At 72.5% G+C, this 16,288-nt stretch carries 15 protein-coding genes and 1 pseudogene; 15 read left to right on the top strand and 1 reads right to left on the bottom strand.

Annotation, left to right across the window (positions count from 1 at the left end):
- Positions 1–175: 175 nt before the first annotated feature.
- The 4 genes from ACIQUR_RS10730 to ftsH all read left to right on the top strand — a co-directional run bounded on the left by ACIQUR_RS10730 (position 176) and on the right by ftsH (position 6,803).
- Positions 176–514 carry a P-II family nitrogen regulator gene (locus ACIQUR_RS10730; protein ID WP_399952909.1) on the top strand — a complete coding sequence of 113 codons (339 nt, stop codon included), beginning with the start codon at positions 176–178 and terminating at the stop codon, positions 512–514.
- A gap of 16 nt (positions 515–530) precedes the next feature.
- Positions 531–2,957 carry a [protein-PII] uridylyltransferase gene (locus ACIQUR_RS10725; protein WP_403661600.1) on the top strand — a complete coding sequence of 809 codons (2,427 nt, stop codon included), beginning with the start codon at positions 531–533 and terminating at the stop codon, positions 2,955–2,957.
- A gap of 227 nt (positions 2,958–3,184) precedes the next feature.
- On the top strand, positions 3,185–4,741 hold the full coding sequence (gene ffh, locus ACIQUR_RS10720) for a signal recognition particle protein (protein ID WP_403661597.1): 1,557 nt from the start codon (positions 3,185–3,187) through the stop codon (positions 4,739–4,741).
- Positions 4,742–4,841: 100 nt separating this feature from the next.
- On the top strand, positions 4,842–6,803 hold the full coding sequence (gene ftsH / locus ACIQUR_RS10715; RefSeq protein WP_403661594.1) for an ATP-dependent zinc metalloprotease FtsH: 1,962 nt from the start codon (positions 4,842–4,844) through the stop codon (positions 6,801–6,803).
- Between the two features lie 29 nt (positions 6,804–6,832).
- On the opposite strand, the gene ACIQUR_RS10710 is transcribed toward ftsH, so the two are convergent.
- Positions 6,833–7,516 (bottom strand): methyltransferase type 11, encoded by a 684-nt coding sequence (locus ACIQUR_RS10710; RefSeq protein ID WP_403661591.1) that lies wholly within the window; start codon positions 7,514–7,516, stop codon positions 6,833–6,835.
- A 133-nt stretch (positions 7,517–7,649) separates the two neighbouring features.
- On the opposite strand from ACIQUR_RS10710, the gene proS reads away from it, so the two are divergent.
- The 11 genes and pseudogenes from proS to lepB (ACIQUR_RS10655) all read left to right on the top strand — a co-directional run bounded on the left by proS (position 7,650) and on the right by lepB (ACIQUR_RS10655) (position 16,247).
- Positions 7,650–9,062, top strand: coding sequence for a proline--tRNA ligase (gene proS, locus ACIQUR_RS10705; RefSeq protein ID WP_403661588.1), 1,413 nt, complete (start codon positions 7,650–7,652; stop codon positions 9,060–9,062).
- 184 nt (positions 9,063–9,246) lie between these two features.
- Complete coding sequence (locus ACIQUR_RS10700) at positions 9,247–9,843, top strand: hypothetical protein (RefSeq protein ID WP_399952890.1); 597 nt, start codon at positions 9,247–9,249, stop codon at positions 9,841–9,843.
- A gap of 225 nt (positions 9,844–10,068) precedes the next feature.
- Positions 10,069–10,509 carry a 30S ribosomal protein S16 gene (rpsP, locus tag ACIQUR_RS10695; RefSeq protein WP_399952887.1) on the top strand — a complete coding sequence of 147 codons (441 nt, stop codon included), beginning with the start codon at positions 10,069–10,071 and terminating at the stop codon, positions 10,507–10,509.
- 2 nt (positions 10,510–10,511) lie between these two features.
- Positions 10,512–10,751: an RNA-binding protein gene (locus tag ACIQUR_RS10690; RefSeq protein ID WP_003980229.1), complete on the top strand. Its 240-nt coding sequence runs from the start codon at positions 10,512–10,514 to the stop codon at positions 10,749–10,751.
- Between the two features lie 81 nt (positions 10,752–10,832).
- Complete coding sequence (rimM, locus tag ACIQUR_RS10685) at positions 10,833–11,378, top strand: ribosome maturation factor RimM (RefSeq protein ID WP_403661583.1); 546 nt, start codon at positions 10,833–10,835, stop codon at positions 11,376–11,378.
- Positions 11,378–12,199, top strand: coding sequence for a tRNA (guanosine(37)-N1)-methyltransferase TrmD (gene trmD, locus ACIQUR_RS10680; RefSeq protein WP_403661580.1), 822 nt, complete (start codon positions 11,378–11,380; stop codon positions 12,197–12,199). Before rimM ends, trmD begins: the two co-directional genes overlap by 1 nt.
- A gap of 133 nt (positions 12,200–12,332) precedes the next feature.
- A complete protein-coding gene (gene rplS, locus ACIQUR_RS10675) occupies positions 12,333–12,683 on the top strand; it encodes a 50S ribosomal protein L19 (protein WP_403661577.1) in 351 nt (116 codons plus the stop codon).
- 44 nt (positions 12,684–12,727) lie between these two features.
- Positions 12,728–13,471 carry a signal peptidase I gene (gene lepB / locus ACIQUR_RS10670; protein ID WP_403661574.1) on the top strand — a complete coding sequence of 248 codons (744 nt, stop codon included), beginning with the start codon at positions 12,728–12,730 and terminating at the stop codon, positions 13,469–13,471.
- Positions 13,464–14,662: pseudogene (gene lepB, locus ACIQUR_RS10665) on the top strand (signal peptidase I). Before lepB (ACIQUR_RS10670) ends, lepB (ACIQUR_RS10665) begins: the two are co-directional and overlap by 8 nt.
- Positions 14,565–15,437: a signal peptidase I gene (gene lepB / locus ACIQUR_RS10660; protein ID WP_403662648.1), complete on the top strand. Its 873-nt coding sequence runs from the start codon at positions 14,565–14,567 to the stop codon at positions 15,435–15,437. Before lepB (ACIQUR_RS10665) ends, lepB (ACIQUR_RS10660) begins: the two are co-directional and overlap by 98 nt.
- A 45-nt stretch (positions 15,438–15,482) precedes the next feature.
- On the top strand, positions 15,483–16,247 hold the full coding sequence (gene lepB / locus ACIQUR_RS10655; protein ID WP_403661571.1) for a signal peptidase I: 765 nt from the start codon (positions 15,483–15,485) through the stop codon (positions 16,245–16,247).
- The last annotated feature ends 41 nt before the right edge of the window (positions 16,248–16,288 follow it).

The following is a 16,288-nucleotide window of genomic DNA, read 5'->3' as shown; positions in this document are numbered from 1 at the left end:
TGCTCTACATGTCGTTGGGGTTGCGCGTCTCCGAGGACGACGAGTCCTCCGGCATCGACCTGGACGGGGGCGGGGGGGGGGTGTGGGGGGGCGGGGGGGGGGGCGGGGGGGCGCCCCCCCCCACCACCACCGCCGTCGCCGCCCCCGCCGCCCAGGACGCCAAGAAGGTGGACGCATGAAGCTCATCACCGCGATCGTGAAGCCCCACAAGCTGGACGAGATCAAGGAGGCCCTCCAGACCTTCGGGGTCCAGGGACTCACGGTCACCGAGGCCAGCGGGTACGGCCGCCAGCGCGGCCACACCGAGGTCTACCGCGGTGCCGAGTACACCGTCGACCTCGTACCCAAGATCCGCATCGAGGTCGTCGTCTCCGACGACGACGCGGCCGACGTGATGGAGATCGTCGTCAAGGCCGCCAGGACCGGCAAGATCGGCGACGGCAAGGTCTGGAGCGTCCCGGTCGACTCCGTCGTCCGCGTACGCACCGGCGAGCGCGGCGCGGACGCGCTCTAGGAAACGGAGCCCTTGGGTGACGAGCGTCGAAGAGAAAACCGAACAGGCCGACTCGGGACCCAGCGGTTACGCGGCGGCCCGGCTGCGACTCCTCCAGGAGGAGTCGCGGTCCGGGCCGCCGCGCCGTTCCGCGCTGGCGTCCCTCACCGACGACTGGCTGGCCGCCCTCTTCACGGCGGCCGCACGCGAAACCGGCGTACGGTCCGCCGCCCTGGTCGCCGTCGGCGGCTACGGCCGCGCCGAACTCTCCCCCCGCAGCGACCTCGACCTGCTGCTCCTCCACGACGGCAAGGCCGACCCGGGCGCCATCGCCGCCCTGGCCGACCGCGTCTGGTACCCCGTCTGGGACCTCGGACTGGCCCTCGACCACTCCGTACGCACCCCCGCACAGGCCCGCAAGACCGCCGCCGAGGACCTCAAGGCCCACCTCGGCCTCCTCGACGCCCGGCCCGTCGCCGGCGACCTCGGCCTGGTCGCCGGCCTGCGCACCGCCGTCCTCGCCGACTGGCGCAACCAGGCCACCCGGCGGCTCCCCGAACTCGCCGAGCTGGGCCGCGAGCGCGCCGAACGCGCCGGCGAGCTCCGCTTCCTGCTCGAACCCGACCTCAAGGAGGCCCGCGGCGGCCTCCGCGACCTCACCGCCCTGCGGGCCGTCGCCGCCTCCTGGCTCGCCGACGCCCCCCGCGAGGGCCTCGCCGACGCGCGGCGCGCCCTCCTCGACACCCGGGACGCCCTCCACCTCGCCACCGGCCGCGCCACCGACCGGCTCGCCCTCCAGGAACAGGACCAGGTGGCAGCCGCCCTCGGACTGCTCGACGCCGACGCCCTCCTCCGGCAGGTGTACGAGGCCGCCCGCGTCGTGTCGTACGCCGGCGACGTCACCTGGCGCGAGGTCGGCCGCGTCCTGCGGGCCCGCTCCGCGCGCCCCCGCCTGCGCGGACTGCTCGGCGGCCGGGGGAACGCCGCCGAGCGCGCCCCGCTCGCCGAGGGCGTCGTCGAACAGGACGGCGAGGTCGTGCTGGCCCTGGCCGCCCGCCCCGAACGCGACCCCGGACTGCCCCTGCGCTTCGCGGCCGCCGCAGCCCAGGCCGGGCTGCCCGTCTCCCCGCACGCCGTACGCCGCCTCGCCGCCCAGACCAGGCCGCTCCCGGTGCCCTGGCCCGCCGAAGCCCGCGAACAGCTGGTCACCCTCCTCGGCGCGGGCGAGCCCACCGTGGCCGTCTGGGAGGCCCTGGAGGCCGAGGGCCTGATCACCCGGCTGCTGCCCGACTGGGAACGCGTCCGCTGCCGGCCCCAGCGCAACCCCGTCCACACCTGGACCGTCGACCGCCACCTCGTCGAGACCGCGGTCCGCGCCGCCGCCCTCACCCGCCGCGTCGGCCGACCGGACCTGCTGCTGGTCGCCGCACTGCTGCACGACATCGGCAAGGGCTGGCCCGGCGACCACTCCGTCGCCGGGGAGACCATCGCCCGCGACGTCGCCGCCCGCATCGGCTTCGACAAGGAGGACGCGCAGGTCCTGGCCACCCTCGTCCGGCACCACCTGCTGCTCATCGACACCGCCACCCGGCGCGACCTCGACGACCCCGTCACCGTGCGGACCGTCGCCGAGGCCGTGGGCACCACCGGCACCCTGGAACTGCTGCACGCCCTCACCGAGGCCGACGCGCTCGCCACCGGCCCGGCCGCCTGGAGCGCCTGGCGCGGATCCCTCGTGGCCGACCTCGTGAAACGGGCGGGCGCGGTGCTCTCGGGCCGGCCCGTGGCGGTGCCGGACACCGGGGCGCCGAGCGCCGAACAGGAACGGCTGGCGGTCGAGGCCGTCCGCACCGGGGAGCCGGTGCTGGCCCTGCGGGCGCGCACCGAGGCACCGGACGAGGTGGGCGTCGAGCTGCTCATCGCCGTCCCGGACCAGCCGGGAGTGCTGCCCGCGGTCGCGGGGGTGCTGGCCCTGCACCGGCTGACGGTGCGGGCGGCGGATCTGCGCTCGGTGGAACTGCCGGGGGAGCTGGGCGGGGAGGTGCTCGCGCTGCGGTGGCGGGTCGCGGCGGAGTACGGCTCGCTGCCGCAGGCCGCCCGGCTCCGGGCCGATCTGGTGCGGGCGCTCGACGGGACGCTGGACGTGCCCGGGAAGCTGGCCGAACGGGAGGCCGCCTATCCGCGGCGCCGCGGGGTGACCCCGCCGCCGCCCCGGGTGGTGGCGGTGCCGGGCGTGTCGGCCGCGGCCACCGTGCTGGAGGTGCGGGCTCCGGACGCGGTGGGGCTGCTGCACCGGATCGGGCGGGCGCTGGAGTCCGCCGGGGTGCGGGTGCGGAGCGCGCACGTGTCGACGCTGGGGGCGAATGCCGTGGACACCCTGTACGTCACCGACACCGGCGGCCTCCCGCTGCCGGCCCCCGCCGCAGCCGCCCTCGCCACCCGGGTGCAGGCCGCCTTGTCCTGAGCGCGTGACCGCCGGCCCCGCGGTCGTTCGGAATCGGGTGCTCCCCGCCCTTGCGGGGGTGATCCGGTCGCCCTGAGCCGGTCGGAAAGCGTGTCCGGCCGCTCCCCGCCGCCGCGGGGGCCCTGGGCCTCGCCTGCCGGTTCCGGTGGGCGGGGCCGCTTTGTTCGCGGAGCCGGATACTCTGGAGGGCGATCAGACACCCCCGACCCCAAGGACCGACGAGCGCCGTGTTCGATACTCTCTCCGACCGCCTGGCGACTACCTTCAAGGCCCTGCGCGGCAAGGGCCGCCTGTCCGAGCAGGACATCGACGCCGCGGCCCGGGAGATCCGTATCGCCCTCCTCGAGGCCGATGTGGCGCTGCCCGTCGTCCGGGCGTTCATCTCGAACGTCAAGGAGCGGGCCCGCGGGGCCGAGGTCTCCAAGGCGCTGAACCCCAGCCAGCAGGTCATCAAGATCGTCAACGAGGAGCTCATCGGCATCCTCGGCGGCGAGACCCGCCGCCTCCGGTTCGCCAAGACCGCGCCGACCGTCATCATGCTGGCCGGTCTCCAGGGTGCCGGTAAGACCACCCTCGCCGGAAAGCTCGGCCTCTGGCTCAAGGGCCAGGGCCACTCGCCGCTGCTCGTCGCCTGTGACCTCCAGCGCCCCAACGCCGTCAACCAGCTCTCGGTCGTCGCCGAGCGCGCCGGCGTCGCGGTGTACGCCCCCCAGCCGGGCAACGGCGTGGGCGACCCGGTCCAGGTCGCCAAGGACTCGATCGAGTACGCCCGCACCAAGCAGTACGACATCGTCATCGTCGACACCGCCGGCCGCCTCGGCATCGACCAGGAGCTGATGCAGCAGGCCGCGGACATCCGCGACGCCGTCAGCCCCGACGAGGTCCTCTTCGTCGTCGACGCCATGATCGGTCAGGACGCGGTCAACACCGCAGAGGCCTTCCGCGACGGCGTCGGCTTCGACGGCGTGGTCCTCTCCAAGCTCGACGGCGACGCCCGCGGTGGTGCGGCGCTCTCCATCGCGCACGTCACCGGCCGCCAGATCATGTTCGCCTCCAACGGCGAGAAGCTGGACGACTTCGACGCGTTCCACCCGGACCGCATGGCCTCCCGGATCCTCGGCATGGGCGACGTGCTCAGCCTCATCGAGAAGGCCGAGCAGACCTTCTCGCAGGCCGAGGCCGAGAAGATGGCGGCCAAGCTCGCCAAGGGGCCCAAGGAGTTCACGCTCGACGACTTCCTGGCCCAGATGGAGCAGGTCCGGAAGATGGGGTCCATCTCCAAGCTGCTCGGCATGCTCCCGGGCATGGGCCAGATCAAGGACCAGATCAACAACATCGACGAGCGCGACGTGGACCGCACCGCCGCGATCATCAAGTCGATGACCCCGGCCGAGCGCCAGGACCCGACGATCATCAACGGCTCCCGCCGCGCCCGTATCGCCAAGGGTTCCGGTGTCGAGGTCAGCGCCGTCAAGAACCTCGTCGAGCGGTTCTTCGAGGCCCGCAAGATGATGTCCCGCATGGCCCAGGGCGGCGGCATGCCCGGCATGCCCGGCATCCCGGGCATGGGCGGTGGCCCCGGCCGTCAGAAGAAGCAGGTCAAGCAGGCCAAGGGCAAGCGCAAGAGCGGCAACCCGATGAAGCGCAAGGCGGACGAGGCCGCGGCCCAGGCCCGCCGCGAGCAGGGCGCCCAGGGCGCGCCCGGCGGCGCCTTCGGGCTGCCCGCCGGCCAGCCCGGCCAGGACTTCGAACTCCCCGACGAGTTCAAGAAGTTCATGGGCTGACGCCCCGCCGTACGACAAGGCCCCCGCGCCCCGCGCGGGGGCCTTCTCGTTACCCCCGGACGGGCCAACGCCCCCCGGCGATGTCCTGGTACCTCCCGTAATGTCGGACCTCACGACACAGGAGGAGGCCCGATTGCCCAGCCCCACCCCCGTGCCGCCGCGTGACCGGGCCGACACCCCCTGGCGCTCCGAGGGGGCGCCGCCGACCCCGCCGCCGAAGAGGCGGATGCCCGGCGGCTGGCGCGGGCTGGTCCTCACCGCCCTGGTGGTCTACCTGCTCACCAACCTCGTCCTGTCGTTCTTCGACGGGGGCGACGAGCCGACCGTCTCGTACACCGAGTTCAGCAAGCAGGTGAACGACGGCAACGTCTCGAAGATCTACTCCAAGGGCGACGCCATCGAGGGCCAGCTCAAGAACAAGCAGCCCGTCCCGGGCGGCGACGGCGACTACACCAAGTTCGTCACCCAGCGCCCCGCCTTCGCCGACGACGACCTGTGGTCCGCCCTGACCTCCAAGGGCGTCACCGTCACCGCCTCGCCGGTCGTCGAGCACCGCGGCTTCCTCGCCAACCTGCTCATCTCCCTCGCCCCGATGCTCCTGCTGATCGGCCTGTGGGTGCTGGTCGCCCGCCGGATGGGCGCGGCCATGGGAGGCGGCCTGGGCGGTCTCGGCGGCAAGGCGCCGCCCAAGCCGGTGGAGGTCGAGGAGGGCAGGCGCACCACCTTCGACGACGTGGCCGGCATCGACGAGGTCGAAGGCGAACTCAGCGAGGTCGTGGACTTCCTCAAGAACCCCGACGCCTACCGGCGGATGGGCGCCCGGATGCCCGGCGGCGTGCTGCTCGCGGGCGCGCCCGGCACCGGCAAGACCCTGCTGGCGCGTGCCGTCGCGGGTGAGGCGGGGGTGCCCTTCTTCTCCGCCTCGGCCTCCGAGTTCATCGAGATGATCGTCGGGGTCGGCGCCAGGCGGGTCCGCGAGCTCTTCACCGAGGCCCGCAAGGCGGCGCCCGCGATCATCTTCATCGACGAGATCGACACCATCGGCCGGGCCCGCGGCGGCGGCGCGGGCGTGGGCGGCCACGACGAGCGCGAGCAGACCCTCAACCAGATCCTGACCGAAATGGACGGGTTCAGCGGCTCCGAGGGCGTGGTCGTGATCGCCGCGACCAACCGGGCCGACGTGCTCGACCCCGCCCTCACCCGGCCCGGCCGCTTCGACCGCACGGTCATGGTCTCCCCGCCCGACCGCGGCGGCCGCGAGTCCATCCTGAAGATCCACACCCGCGAGATCCCCCTCGACCGGGAGGTCGACCTCGCGCAGGTGGCGCGCACGACACCCGGGATGACGGGTGCGGAACTGGCCAACCTCGCCAACGAGGCGGCCCTGCTGGCCGTCAAGCGCAAACAGCCCGCCGTCACCCAGGCAGACCTCTCGGACGCGCTGGAGAAGGTGCAGCTCGGCGCCGTGCGGCCGCTGGTCATGCCCGCCGAGGAACGCCGCCGCACCGCGTACCACGAGAGCGGGCACGCACTGCTGGGCATGCTCCAGCCCGGTGCCGATCCGGTACGGAAGATCACCATCGTGCCGCGCGGCCGCGCACTGGGCGTCACCCTCTCGACGCCCGACGCGGACCGTTACGCGTACACGGAGGAGTACCTCCGCGGCAGGATCATCGGGGCGCTCGGCGGTATGGCGGCCGAGCAGGTCGTCTACGGGGTCGTCACCACCGGGGCCGAGAACGACCTCGAACAGGTCACCGGCATCGCCCGCGGGATGGTCGGCCGCTGGGGCATGAGCGAGCGGGTCGGCCGCCTGACCGCCATCCCGTCCGACGGCCAGGGGGCGTACGGACTCTCCGCCGCGCCCGCCACGCTCGACGTGGTCGACAGCGAGATGCGGCGGATCGTCGACGAGTGCTACGAGAGCGCCTGCCGGCTCCTGCGCGAGCACCGGGACAAGCTCGACGCCCTGGCCGATGCGCTCATGGAGAAGGAGAGCCTGGACGAGGAGGCCGCGTACGCCGCCGCGGGCATCCCGCGCCTGGCCAAGTCCTCCGACTGAACCCCGGCTGCGGCACCCGTGAACCCCGGCTACGGCACCCGGGCGATCAGGTAGCGGAACAGGTTCGGCAGCCAGACCGTGCCGTCCGCGTGGACGTACGGGTGCAGCGCCTCGGTCAGCTCCTTCTCCGCCTGGTCCGCGTCCGTGGGATCGGCCGGCCCGTACAGCCCCGCCGACAGCAGCCCCCGTACCGCGCTCTCGGTGTCGGCGTACCCGAACGGGCAGAACACCCGCCCCGACCCGTCCGGCACCAGCCCGAAGCGGTGCGCGGTGTTCTCCAGCGCGTCCCGCGCAGCCGGCCGCCAGGCCTCGCCCAGCACGGCCGCCGTGGCGCACCGCTCCGGCGGGCCCCACCCGGCCAGCACCACCGCGCCGCCCCGGCGGAGCAGCGGCAGCGCGGCCGCCAGGTCCGGGCAGCCGTCCGGCGCGAAGGCCGTCACCACGTCGTACGGGCGGTCCGCGGCCCGCGGCGCCGCGTCGGCGGCCAGCGCCCGCTCCCGGGCCAGCGCGCGCCGCCCCGGATCCGGCTCGGCCCCGGTCACCCGGGCGCCCCGGCCGGCGGCCAGCAGCAGGGCCAGCCCCGCCCCGCAGTCGAGCCCGAGCAACCGTGTGCCCGGGCCCACTTCGAGCCGGTCGTACACCGCCTCGTACAGCGGCACCAGCATCCGTTCCTGGATCTCCGCCCAGTCACGGGCGACCAGCGTCGGTGTCATAGGAAAGCGCTCCTGTCCTCCCGTGCCCCCGCTCTGCCCCCGTTGACAAGGGAACTGCTCCTCGGCCATCCCGTCCATAGGACGGATGGACCCGATTCACGCTCAGCCTCCCCGGCGCCGTACCATTCGCGCCATGGCAAAGGCACCCGTTCTCACCCCGCAGGCGGAGGACTTCCCCCGCTGGTACCAGGACCTGATCAACAAGGCCGAACTGGCCGACAACGGCCCGGTGCGCGGCACCATGGTCATCCGGCCGTACGGCTACGGCCTGTGGGAGCGGATGCAGCAGGAGATGGACGCGCGCATCAAGGAAGCGGGCGCGCAGAACGCCTACTTCCCGCTGTTCATCCCCCAGTCGTACCTGACGAAGGAAGCCGAGCACGTCGAGGGCTTCGCCCCCGAGCTCGCGGTCGTCACGCACGGCGGCGGCAAGGAGCTGGAGGAGCCGGTCGTCGTCCGGCCCACCTCCGAGACGATCATCAACGACTACTTCTCCAAGTGGGTGCAGAGCTACCGCGACCTGCCCCTGCTGATCAACCAGTGGGCCAACGTGGTCCGCTGGGAGATGCGCCCCCGCGTGTTCCTCCGTACGAGCGAGTTCCTCTGGCAGGAGGGTCACACCGCCCACGCCACCTACGAGGACGCCCGGGAGTACGCCGCGCACATCCACCGCGAGGTGTACGGCGACTTCATGACGAACGTGCTGGGCATCGACGTGGTGCTCGGCCGCAAGACCCCGAAGGAGCGCTTCGCGGGCGCCATCAACACCCTCACCCTCGAGGGCATGATGGGCGACGGCAAGGCCCTCCAGATGGGCACCAGCCACGAGCTGGGCCAGAACTTCGCCAAGGCCTTCAACACCTCCTACCTGTCGAAGGACAGCAAGCAGGAGCTGGTCTGGCAGACCTCGTGGGGCGTCTCGACCCGCATGGTCGGCGGTCTGATCATGTCCCACGGCGACGACAACGGCCTGCGCGTGCCGCCGCGGCTGGCGCACGTCCAGGTCGTCGTCATGGCGATCAAGGGCGACGAGGCCGTGGCCAAGGTGCGTGAGCTGGGCGACCGCCTGAAGGCCGCGGGCATCCGGGTCTTCGTCGACGACCGCGTCGACACCCCCTTCGGCCGCCGCGCCGTGGACTGGGAGCTCAAGGGCGTACCGGTGCGCATCGAGGTCGGCCCGCGCGACCTGGAGAACGGCACCGCGATGCTGGCCCGCCGCATCCCGGGCGGCAAGGAGTCGGTCTCCATCGACTCGCTGGTCGACCTGCTGCCGAAGGTGCTGGACGAGGACCAGGCGCAGCTGCTGCGCGAGTCCCGCGAGCGCCGTGAGGCCCGTACCACCGACGTGGCCACCATCGAGGAGGCCGCCGAGGCCGCCGTCGCCGGCGGCTGGGCGCGCATCCCGTGGGACGTGCTGGGCCCGGAGGGCGAGGCCAAGCTCGGCGAGCAGGCCGTGTCCGTGCGGTGCCTGATCGCGGAGGACGGCTCGGTCCCGCAGACCGACGACGCCCCCGGTACGCTCGCGATCGTGGCGCGCTCCTACTGATCGTCGGGAGGGTCCCCCCCCGGCCGCTCTTCCGGCCGGGGGGACCCCCTTACGTACCGACTCCTCCGGAGTTCTGCGTACCCGTCCTCGTCGGGACGCATCAGAGTGAACTGACTGGTACGTGCAAAAAATTTGGAATGGCCCGGAATCGGAACACCGGGGCCCCCAGGCTCGTTGTCACGACGTGAGCACGACACCACCTGTTCTCGCCGCAGAGCTGGCGCAGGCGTGGGCCGACATTCAGCGGTACCACCCCGAGCTGCCTGACCTTGCCGCGCCCGAGTCCCTGATCGGAGAGTCCTCGTCCGCCTGCGGCGCCGAGCTCTCCTTCGAGCGACTGCTGCACGAGGCAGTCCATGGCATCGCCGCCGCCCGAGGCGTGCGCGACACCTCGCGAGCGGGGCGCTATCACAACCGCAGATTCCTCGCGATCGCCGAGGAGATGGGCCTCGACCACTCCGACGAGCCGCACGCGAGTAGCGGCTTCTCCCTGGTCACGCTCAACCCCGAGGCCAAGAAGCGCTACCGCCCCACCATCGAGCGGCTCCAGCGCGCGCTCAAGGCGCACACCGCGGCCACCGCGGCCGACACCAAGCGCTCCTTCCGCGGACCGGCCGCCCGGCACGGCTCCTCGGGTGGCGGCGTGCGCGTCAAGGCGGTCTGCGAGTGCGGGCGGAACGTCCGGGTGGTGCCCTCCGTGCTGGCGCAGGCGCCGATCGTGTGCGGCGGGTGCATGAAGCCCTTCCGCATCCCCGAGGCCGCCGTCGCGGCGGCGTCCTGACGGCTCCCGCGGGCGCTCCGGGCGGGCATGGCCACGCCGTCGGCCCTGGCCGCCCACCGCGCGCGGCCGTGTCCTGGACGTATGGCACAATGGCTAGCTGTACTCGACAGTCGCACAGGACCCCTCTCTCCTCCGGCTGACGCGTCCATCGGGCACCCGAGTACCGCAACCCCACGTGGCATCCCGTTGTGCCCAACCACGTCAAGACCAGGAGACACCACTCCAGTGGCAGTCAAGATCAAGCTGAAGCGTCTGGGCAAGATCCGTTCGCCTCACTACCGCATCGTCGTCGCCGACTCCCGTACCCGCCGTGACGGCCGGGCCATCGAGGAGCTGGGCATCTACCAGCCGACGTACAACCCCTCGAAGATCGAGGTCAACTCCGAGCGTGCGCAGTACTGGCTGTCCGTCGGCGCCCAGCCGACCGAGCCGGTCCTCGCCATCCTGAAGCTCACCGGCGACTGGCAGAAGCACAAGGGCCTGCCGGCCCCGGCGCCGCTGCTGCAGCCGGCGACGAAGGAAGACAAGCGTCGTTCCTTCGAGGAGTTCGCCAAGACCCTGGAGGGTGGCGACGCCAAGGGCGAGGCCATCACCCAGAAGGCCAAGAAGACCGAGAAGAAGGCGGACGAGGCCGAGGCCGCGTCCACCGAGTCGACCGAGGCCTGATCATGCTCGAGGAGGCTCTCGAGCACCTCGTGAAGGGCATCGTCGACAACCCCGACGACGTGCAGGTCGCCTCGCGCACCCTGCGCCGCGGGCGCGTCCTCGAGGTCCGGGTCCACCCGGACGACCTCGGCAAGGTGATCGGCCGCAACGGCCGCACCGCGCGCGCCCTGCGCACCGTCGTGGGCGCCATCGGCGGCCGGGGCATCCGCGTCGACCTCGTCGACGTGGACCAGGTCCGCTGAGAAGTTGAAGCACCGGCACGGGCCGGGGAGGGCACACGTGCCCGCCCCGGCCCGTCGTCGTCCCGACAGGAGAGAAACAGCGTGCAGCTCGTAGTCGCCCGGATCGGCCGCGCCCACGGCATCAAGGGTGAGGTCACCGTCGAGGTACGCACCGACGAGCCCGAACTGCGGCTCAGCCCCGGTGCCGTGCTCCACACCGAGCCCGCCTCGGCCGGACCGCTCACCATCGAGACCGGCCGCGTGCACAGCGGCCGCCTGCTGCTGCGCTTCGAGGGCGTCAGGGACCGCACCGCCGCGGAGGCCCTGCGCAACACCCTGCTGATCGCCGAGGTCGACCCGTCCGAGCTCCCGGAGGAGGAGGACGAGTTCTACGACCACCAGCTCATGGACCTCGACGTGGTCCTCGCCGACGGCACCGAGGTCGGCCGGATCACGGAGATCTCCCACCTGCCCTCGCAGGACCTCTTCATCGTCGAGCGCCCGGACGGCACCGAGGTGATGATCCCCTTCGTCGAGGAGATCGTCACCGAGATCGACCTGGAGAACCAGCGCGCCGTGATCAACCCGCCGCCGGGGCTGATCGACGACCGCGCGGAGATCGCCTCCGCCCGGGACGGGGACTCCTGATGCGGCTCGACGTCGTCACGATCTTCCCCGAGTACCTGGAACCGCTGAACGTCTCGCTGGTCGGCAAGGCCCGCGCCCGCGGCCAGCTCGGCGTCCACGTCCACGACCTGCGGGAATGGACGTACGACCGGCACAACACGGTCGACGACACCCCGTACGGCGGCGGCCCCGGCATGGTCATGAAGACCGAGCCCTGGGGCGACTGCCTGGACCAGGTGCTGGCCGACGGCTACGAGTCCGGCGCCCACGGCCCGGCCCTCGTCGTCCCCACCCCCAGCGGTCGCCCGTTCACCCAGGAACTCGCCGTCGAACTCTCCCGGCGCCCCTGGCTGATCTTCACCCCGGCCCGGTACGAGGGCATCGACCGCCGCGTGACGGACGAGTACGCCACCCGGATACCGGTCTACGAGGTCTCCATCGGCGACTACGTGCTGGCCGGCGGCGAGGCCGCGGTGCTGGTCGTCACGGAGGCGGTGGCCCGCCTGCTGCCCGGAGTGCTCGGCAACGCCGAGTCGCACCGGGACGACTCCTTCGCGCCCGGCGAGATGGCGAACCTCCTGGAGGGGCCCGTCTACACCAAGCCCCCGGAGTGGCGCGGCCGCGGCATCCCCGACGTGCTGCTCAGCGGACACCACGGCAGGATCGCCCGGTGGCGCCGGGACGAGGCCTTCGCCCGCACCGCGCGGAACCGTCCGGACCTGATCGAGCGCACCCCCGCGTCCGCCTTCGACAAGAAGGACCGCGAGACGCTCAGCATCCTGGGCTGGGCCCCGACGCCCGACGGCCGATTTTGGCGCAGGGCCGACGCCGTGGAAGAATAGGCGGCTGCTGTACGCCCGGCTTCGCGCCCCTGCCACAGGGGGACCGTCGCGGACCGGGTGGAACGGCTTCGAACTCTCTACGAACTCCCGCCCGGCGACCTGTGGCGTCGTGCGAAGAAAGCAGACGAAGAACATGTCTCACCTGCTCGATGGCGTCAACGCCTCCTCCCTGCGCTCGGACGTCCCGGCCTTCCGCCCGGGTGACACCGTCAACGTGCACGTCCGCGTGATCGAGGGCAACCGCTCCCGTATCCAGCAGTTCAAGGGCGTTGTCATCCGTCGCCAGGGCTCTGGCGTCTCCGAGACCTTCACCGTTCGCAAGGTCTCCTTCAGCGTCGGCGTGGAGCGTACCTTCCCGGTGCACTCCCCGATCTTCGAGAAGATCGAGCTCGTCACCCGCGGTGACGTGCGCCGCGCGAAGCTGTACTACCTCCGTGAGCTCCGTGGCAAGGCCGCGAAGATCAAGGAGAAGCGCGACAACTGATCTCGGCTCCGGCGTCCGGGGGTGGCCGGATAGGCTCGCCCCCGATGGACACCGAAGCACGAATCACGCAGCGCGGCAGCTCCTCCTCCGAACCCGGCGACGGGACGGAGGGGGAGCGGCCGCGCTCTGCGTTTTCCCGGGGCGTCTTCCGGGGGCTGACCGTACGCCGGGCCGGGCTGATCGGGGTGGCGTGCACGGCCTTCCTGCTGTTGTTCTCCCAGTACGTCGTCCAGCCCTTCCTGATCCCGAGCCGCTCGATGGAGCCGACGCTGAAGGTCGGGGACCGGGTGCTGGTGAACAAGCTGGCGTACCGTTTCGGCGACCGGCCGGAACGGGGTGACGTGGTGGTCTTCGACGGCACCGGGTCCTTCGTGCGCGAGCGCCCCGAGGGCAACGCCCTGGGTGCGGCGCTGCGGGGCGCGGGCGCCGCGCTCGGGCTGGCGGAGCCGGCCGAGACGGACTTCGTGAAGCGGGTCGTGGGCGTGGGCGGCGACGACGTGGTCTGCTGCGACGCGGGCGGCCGGATCCAGGTGAACGGCGCTCCCGTCGAGGAGGACTACCTGTTCCCCGGTGACACCGCGTCCCGGGTGCCCTTCCGCGTCGTCGTCCCCTTGGGGACCCTGTTCGTCATGGGCGACCACCGGTCGCAGTCGCGAGACTCCCGGGACCACCTGGGAGAGCCGGGCGGGGGGATGGTGCCGGTGGAGAAGGTGATCGGGCGGGCCGACTGGATCGGCTGGCCGGCGACCCGCTGGGGCGCGCCGGGAACCGGGGCGGGGCATGGGTAGCCGTGGGCGCCCGCGCGGCGCGGCGCGCGAGCCGGGGCCGGGCACGGGGGCGCGTACGGCCGCACGGGCGCGGACGGGCGCGGATGTGCGTACCGGCGCGGACGTGCGTACGGACGACTCCCCGTGGGCCGGGAGGCCGGCGGCACCGGCCGCGCCCGGACGGGCGGAGCGGCGGCGGCTGGCCCGGCGGGTCAGGCGGCGGCGCCGCACCCGCACGGCCGGCGAGGTGCCGCTGCTGATCGTGGTGGCGCTGCTGATAGCCCTGGTGCTCAAGACCTTCCTGGTGCAGGCCTTCGTGATCCCGTCGGGCTCGATGGAGCAGACGATCCGGATCGGCGACCGGGTGCTGGTGGACAAGCTGTCCCCGTGGTTCGGCGCGAAGCCGGAGCGTGGCGAGGTCGTGGTGTTCAAGGACCCGGGCGGCTGGCTCCAGGGGGAGACCCGCCGGGTGGAGCCCGACCCGGTGGGCATCAAGCAGGTCAAGCAGGTGCTGACCTTCATCGGCCTGCTCCCCTCGGCGGACGAGCAGGACCTGATCAAGCGGGTCGTCGCGGTCGGCGGCGACACGGTGAAGTGCTGCGACGCGCGGGGCCGGGTCAGCGTCAACGGCGAGGGGCTGGACGAGCCGTACGTGCACCCGGGCAACGCGCCCTCCGAGGTGACCTTCGAGGTGAAGGTGCCCGAGGGCAGGCTGTTCGTGATGGGCGACCACCGCTCGAACTCCGCGGACTCCCGGTTCCACCTGGACGAGCCCTTCGACGGCACGATCTCCGAGGAGGGCGTGGTGGGGCGCGCCGTCGTGATCGCCTGGCCGTTCGACCACTGGCGCAAGCTGGAGGTCCCGGCGACTTTCCGATCCGTGCCGGAACCCGCGCGGCGCGGGCGCCGCCGTACCCGGCCCGTCGCATAGTGTTGCTCCCCGGGATCCGTACGGCATGATCCGCACGGGATCCTTACGTGCCCGTACGGCATGATCCCTTAGGAAACACTTCACCTCCCGACCCCTGCGGAACTCCCGCTCGTTAGGGGAGTGGAGGCTCCCGGCTTCCCGGCCCGGAGCGGCAGCACTGAGTGAGGAGTGGACGTGGGGGATGTGGCGGTCGGCGCACAGACCGGACGCGAAGAACCCGACGAGCGGCGGGAGGGTGCCGTGGACGTGGACGGCGGGACCGACCGGGCGGACGAGGGTGACGAGAGCGATGGCGCCGCACGCAGGCAGCGCTCCTTCTGGAAGGAGCTGCCCCTCCTCATCGGCATCGCCCTGCTGCTCGCGCTGCTGATCAAGACCTTCCTGGTACAGGCCTTCTCGATCCCCTCGGACTCGATGCAGAACACCCTGCAGCGGGGCGACCGGGTGCTCGTGGACAAGCTGACGCCGTGGTTCGGCTCGGAGCCCGAGCGGGGCGAGGTCGTGGTCTTCCACGACCCGAACAAGTGGCTCGCGGGCGAGCCGGTGGCCAAGCCCAACGCGATCCAGAACTTCCTGAGCTTCATCGGCCTGATGCCCTCCGCGGAGGACAAGGACCTGATCAAGCGCGTGATCGGCGTCGGCGGCGACACGGTGTCCTGTGAGAAGGGCGGACCGGTCAAGGTCAACGGCAAGGCGCTGGACGAGCCGTACATCTACCCCGGCAACACCCCGTGCGACGACATGCCGTTCAACGTGAAGGTGCCCGAGGGCAAGATCTGGGTGATGGGCGACCACCGCCAGAACTCGTACGACTCGCGCTACCACATGGACGACGAGACCAAGGGCTTCGTGCCGAACAGCAAGGTCGTCGGCCGGGCCGTGGTCATCGCCTGGCCGGTCACCCGCTGGTCGACCCTGCCGATCCCGGACACCTTCGACCAGCCGGGTCTGGCGGCCGCCCTGGGCGCCGCGCCGGTGGGTCTGGGCGTCGCGGGCGCGGTGCCGCTGGTGCTGTGGCGCCGGAGGCGGCTTACGCGGGTGGGTACCGGCGGGTAGATTGCCGTCCCAGATCGACGGACTCCGAAGGTGGGGGGCGCTGGGATGGGCGGAACAGCACGCAAGGACGGCCGCGGCCGCCTGGGCAACACGTTGTCCGGGCTGGCCGTGGCCGTCGGCTTTGTGCTCTTCCTGGGCGGGTTCGTGTGGGGCGCGATGCTGTACCAGCCCTACACGGTGCCCACGGACTCGATGATGCCCACGGTCAAGCCCGGCGACCGGGTGCTGGCCGAGCGGATCGACGGCGGTGAGGTGCGGCGCGGGGACGTCGTGATCTTCACCGACGCGATGTGGAGCAACGCGCCCATGGTCAAGCGGGTCGTCGGGGTCGGCGGTGACACAGTGAAGTGCTGCGGCCAGGGCGGCCGGCTCACGGTGAACGGGGTGCAGATCGACGAGCCGTACCTGGACACCACGCGGGGCATGGCCTCGGAGATCCCCTTCGAGGTGAAGGTGCCCGAGGGCAAGCTCTTCCTGCTGGGCGACCGGCGCGGGGCCTCCGTGGACTCCCGGGCGCACCTGCAGGAGGCGGGGCAGGGCACCGTGTCCCGGTCCGCCGTCACGGCCCGGGTGGACGCGGTGGCGTGGCCGTCGCCGCAGATGCTGGAGCGGCCGGGGGCCTTCGGGGCGCTGCCGGGCGGGATCTCGGCCGCCGGGCCGGTGAAGCCGGTGCTGGGCGCGATCGTGGCGGGTGCGCTGCTGGTGCTCGGCGGGGCGGCGTACGGGCCGCTGGCGAAGCGGTCCGCCGGGCGCGCGGGGGCGCGTACGGGCCAGGGAGCCGGGCGGCGGGAGCGGGCCGGTGTCCGCTGAGGGCGGCGGGGGCGGACCGGTCTCCGCTGAGGGCGGCCGGG

This window comes from Streptomyces sp. NPDC101132, assembly GCF_044759225.1.
Lineage (GTDB): Bacteria > Actinomycetota > Actinomycetes > Streptomycetales > Streptomycetaceae > Streptomyces.
Note: the sequence above shows the minus strand (reverse complement) of the source record. Positions and strands in the feature narration are given on the sequence as shown.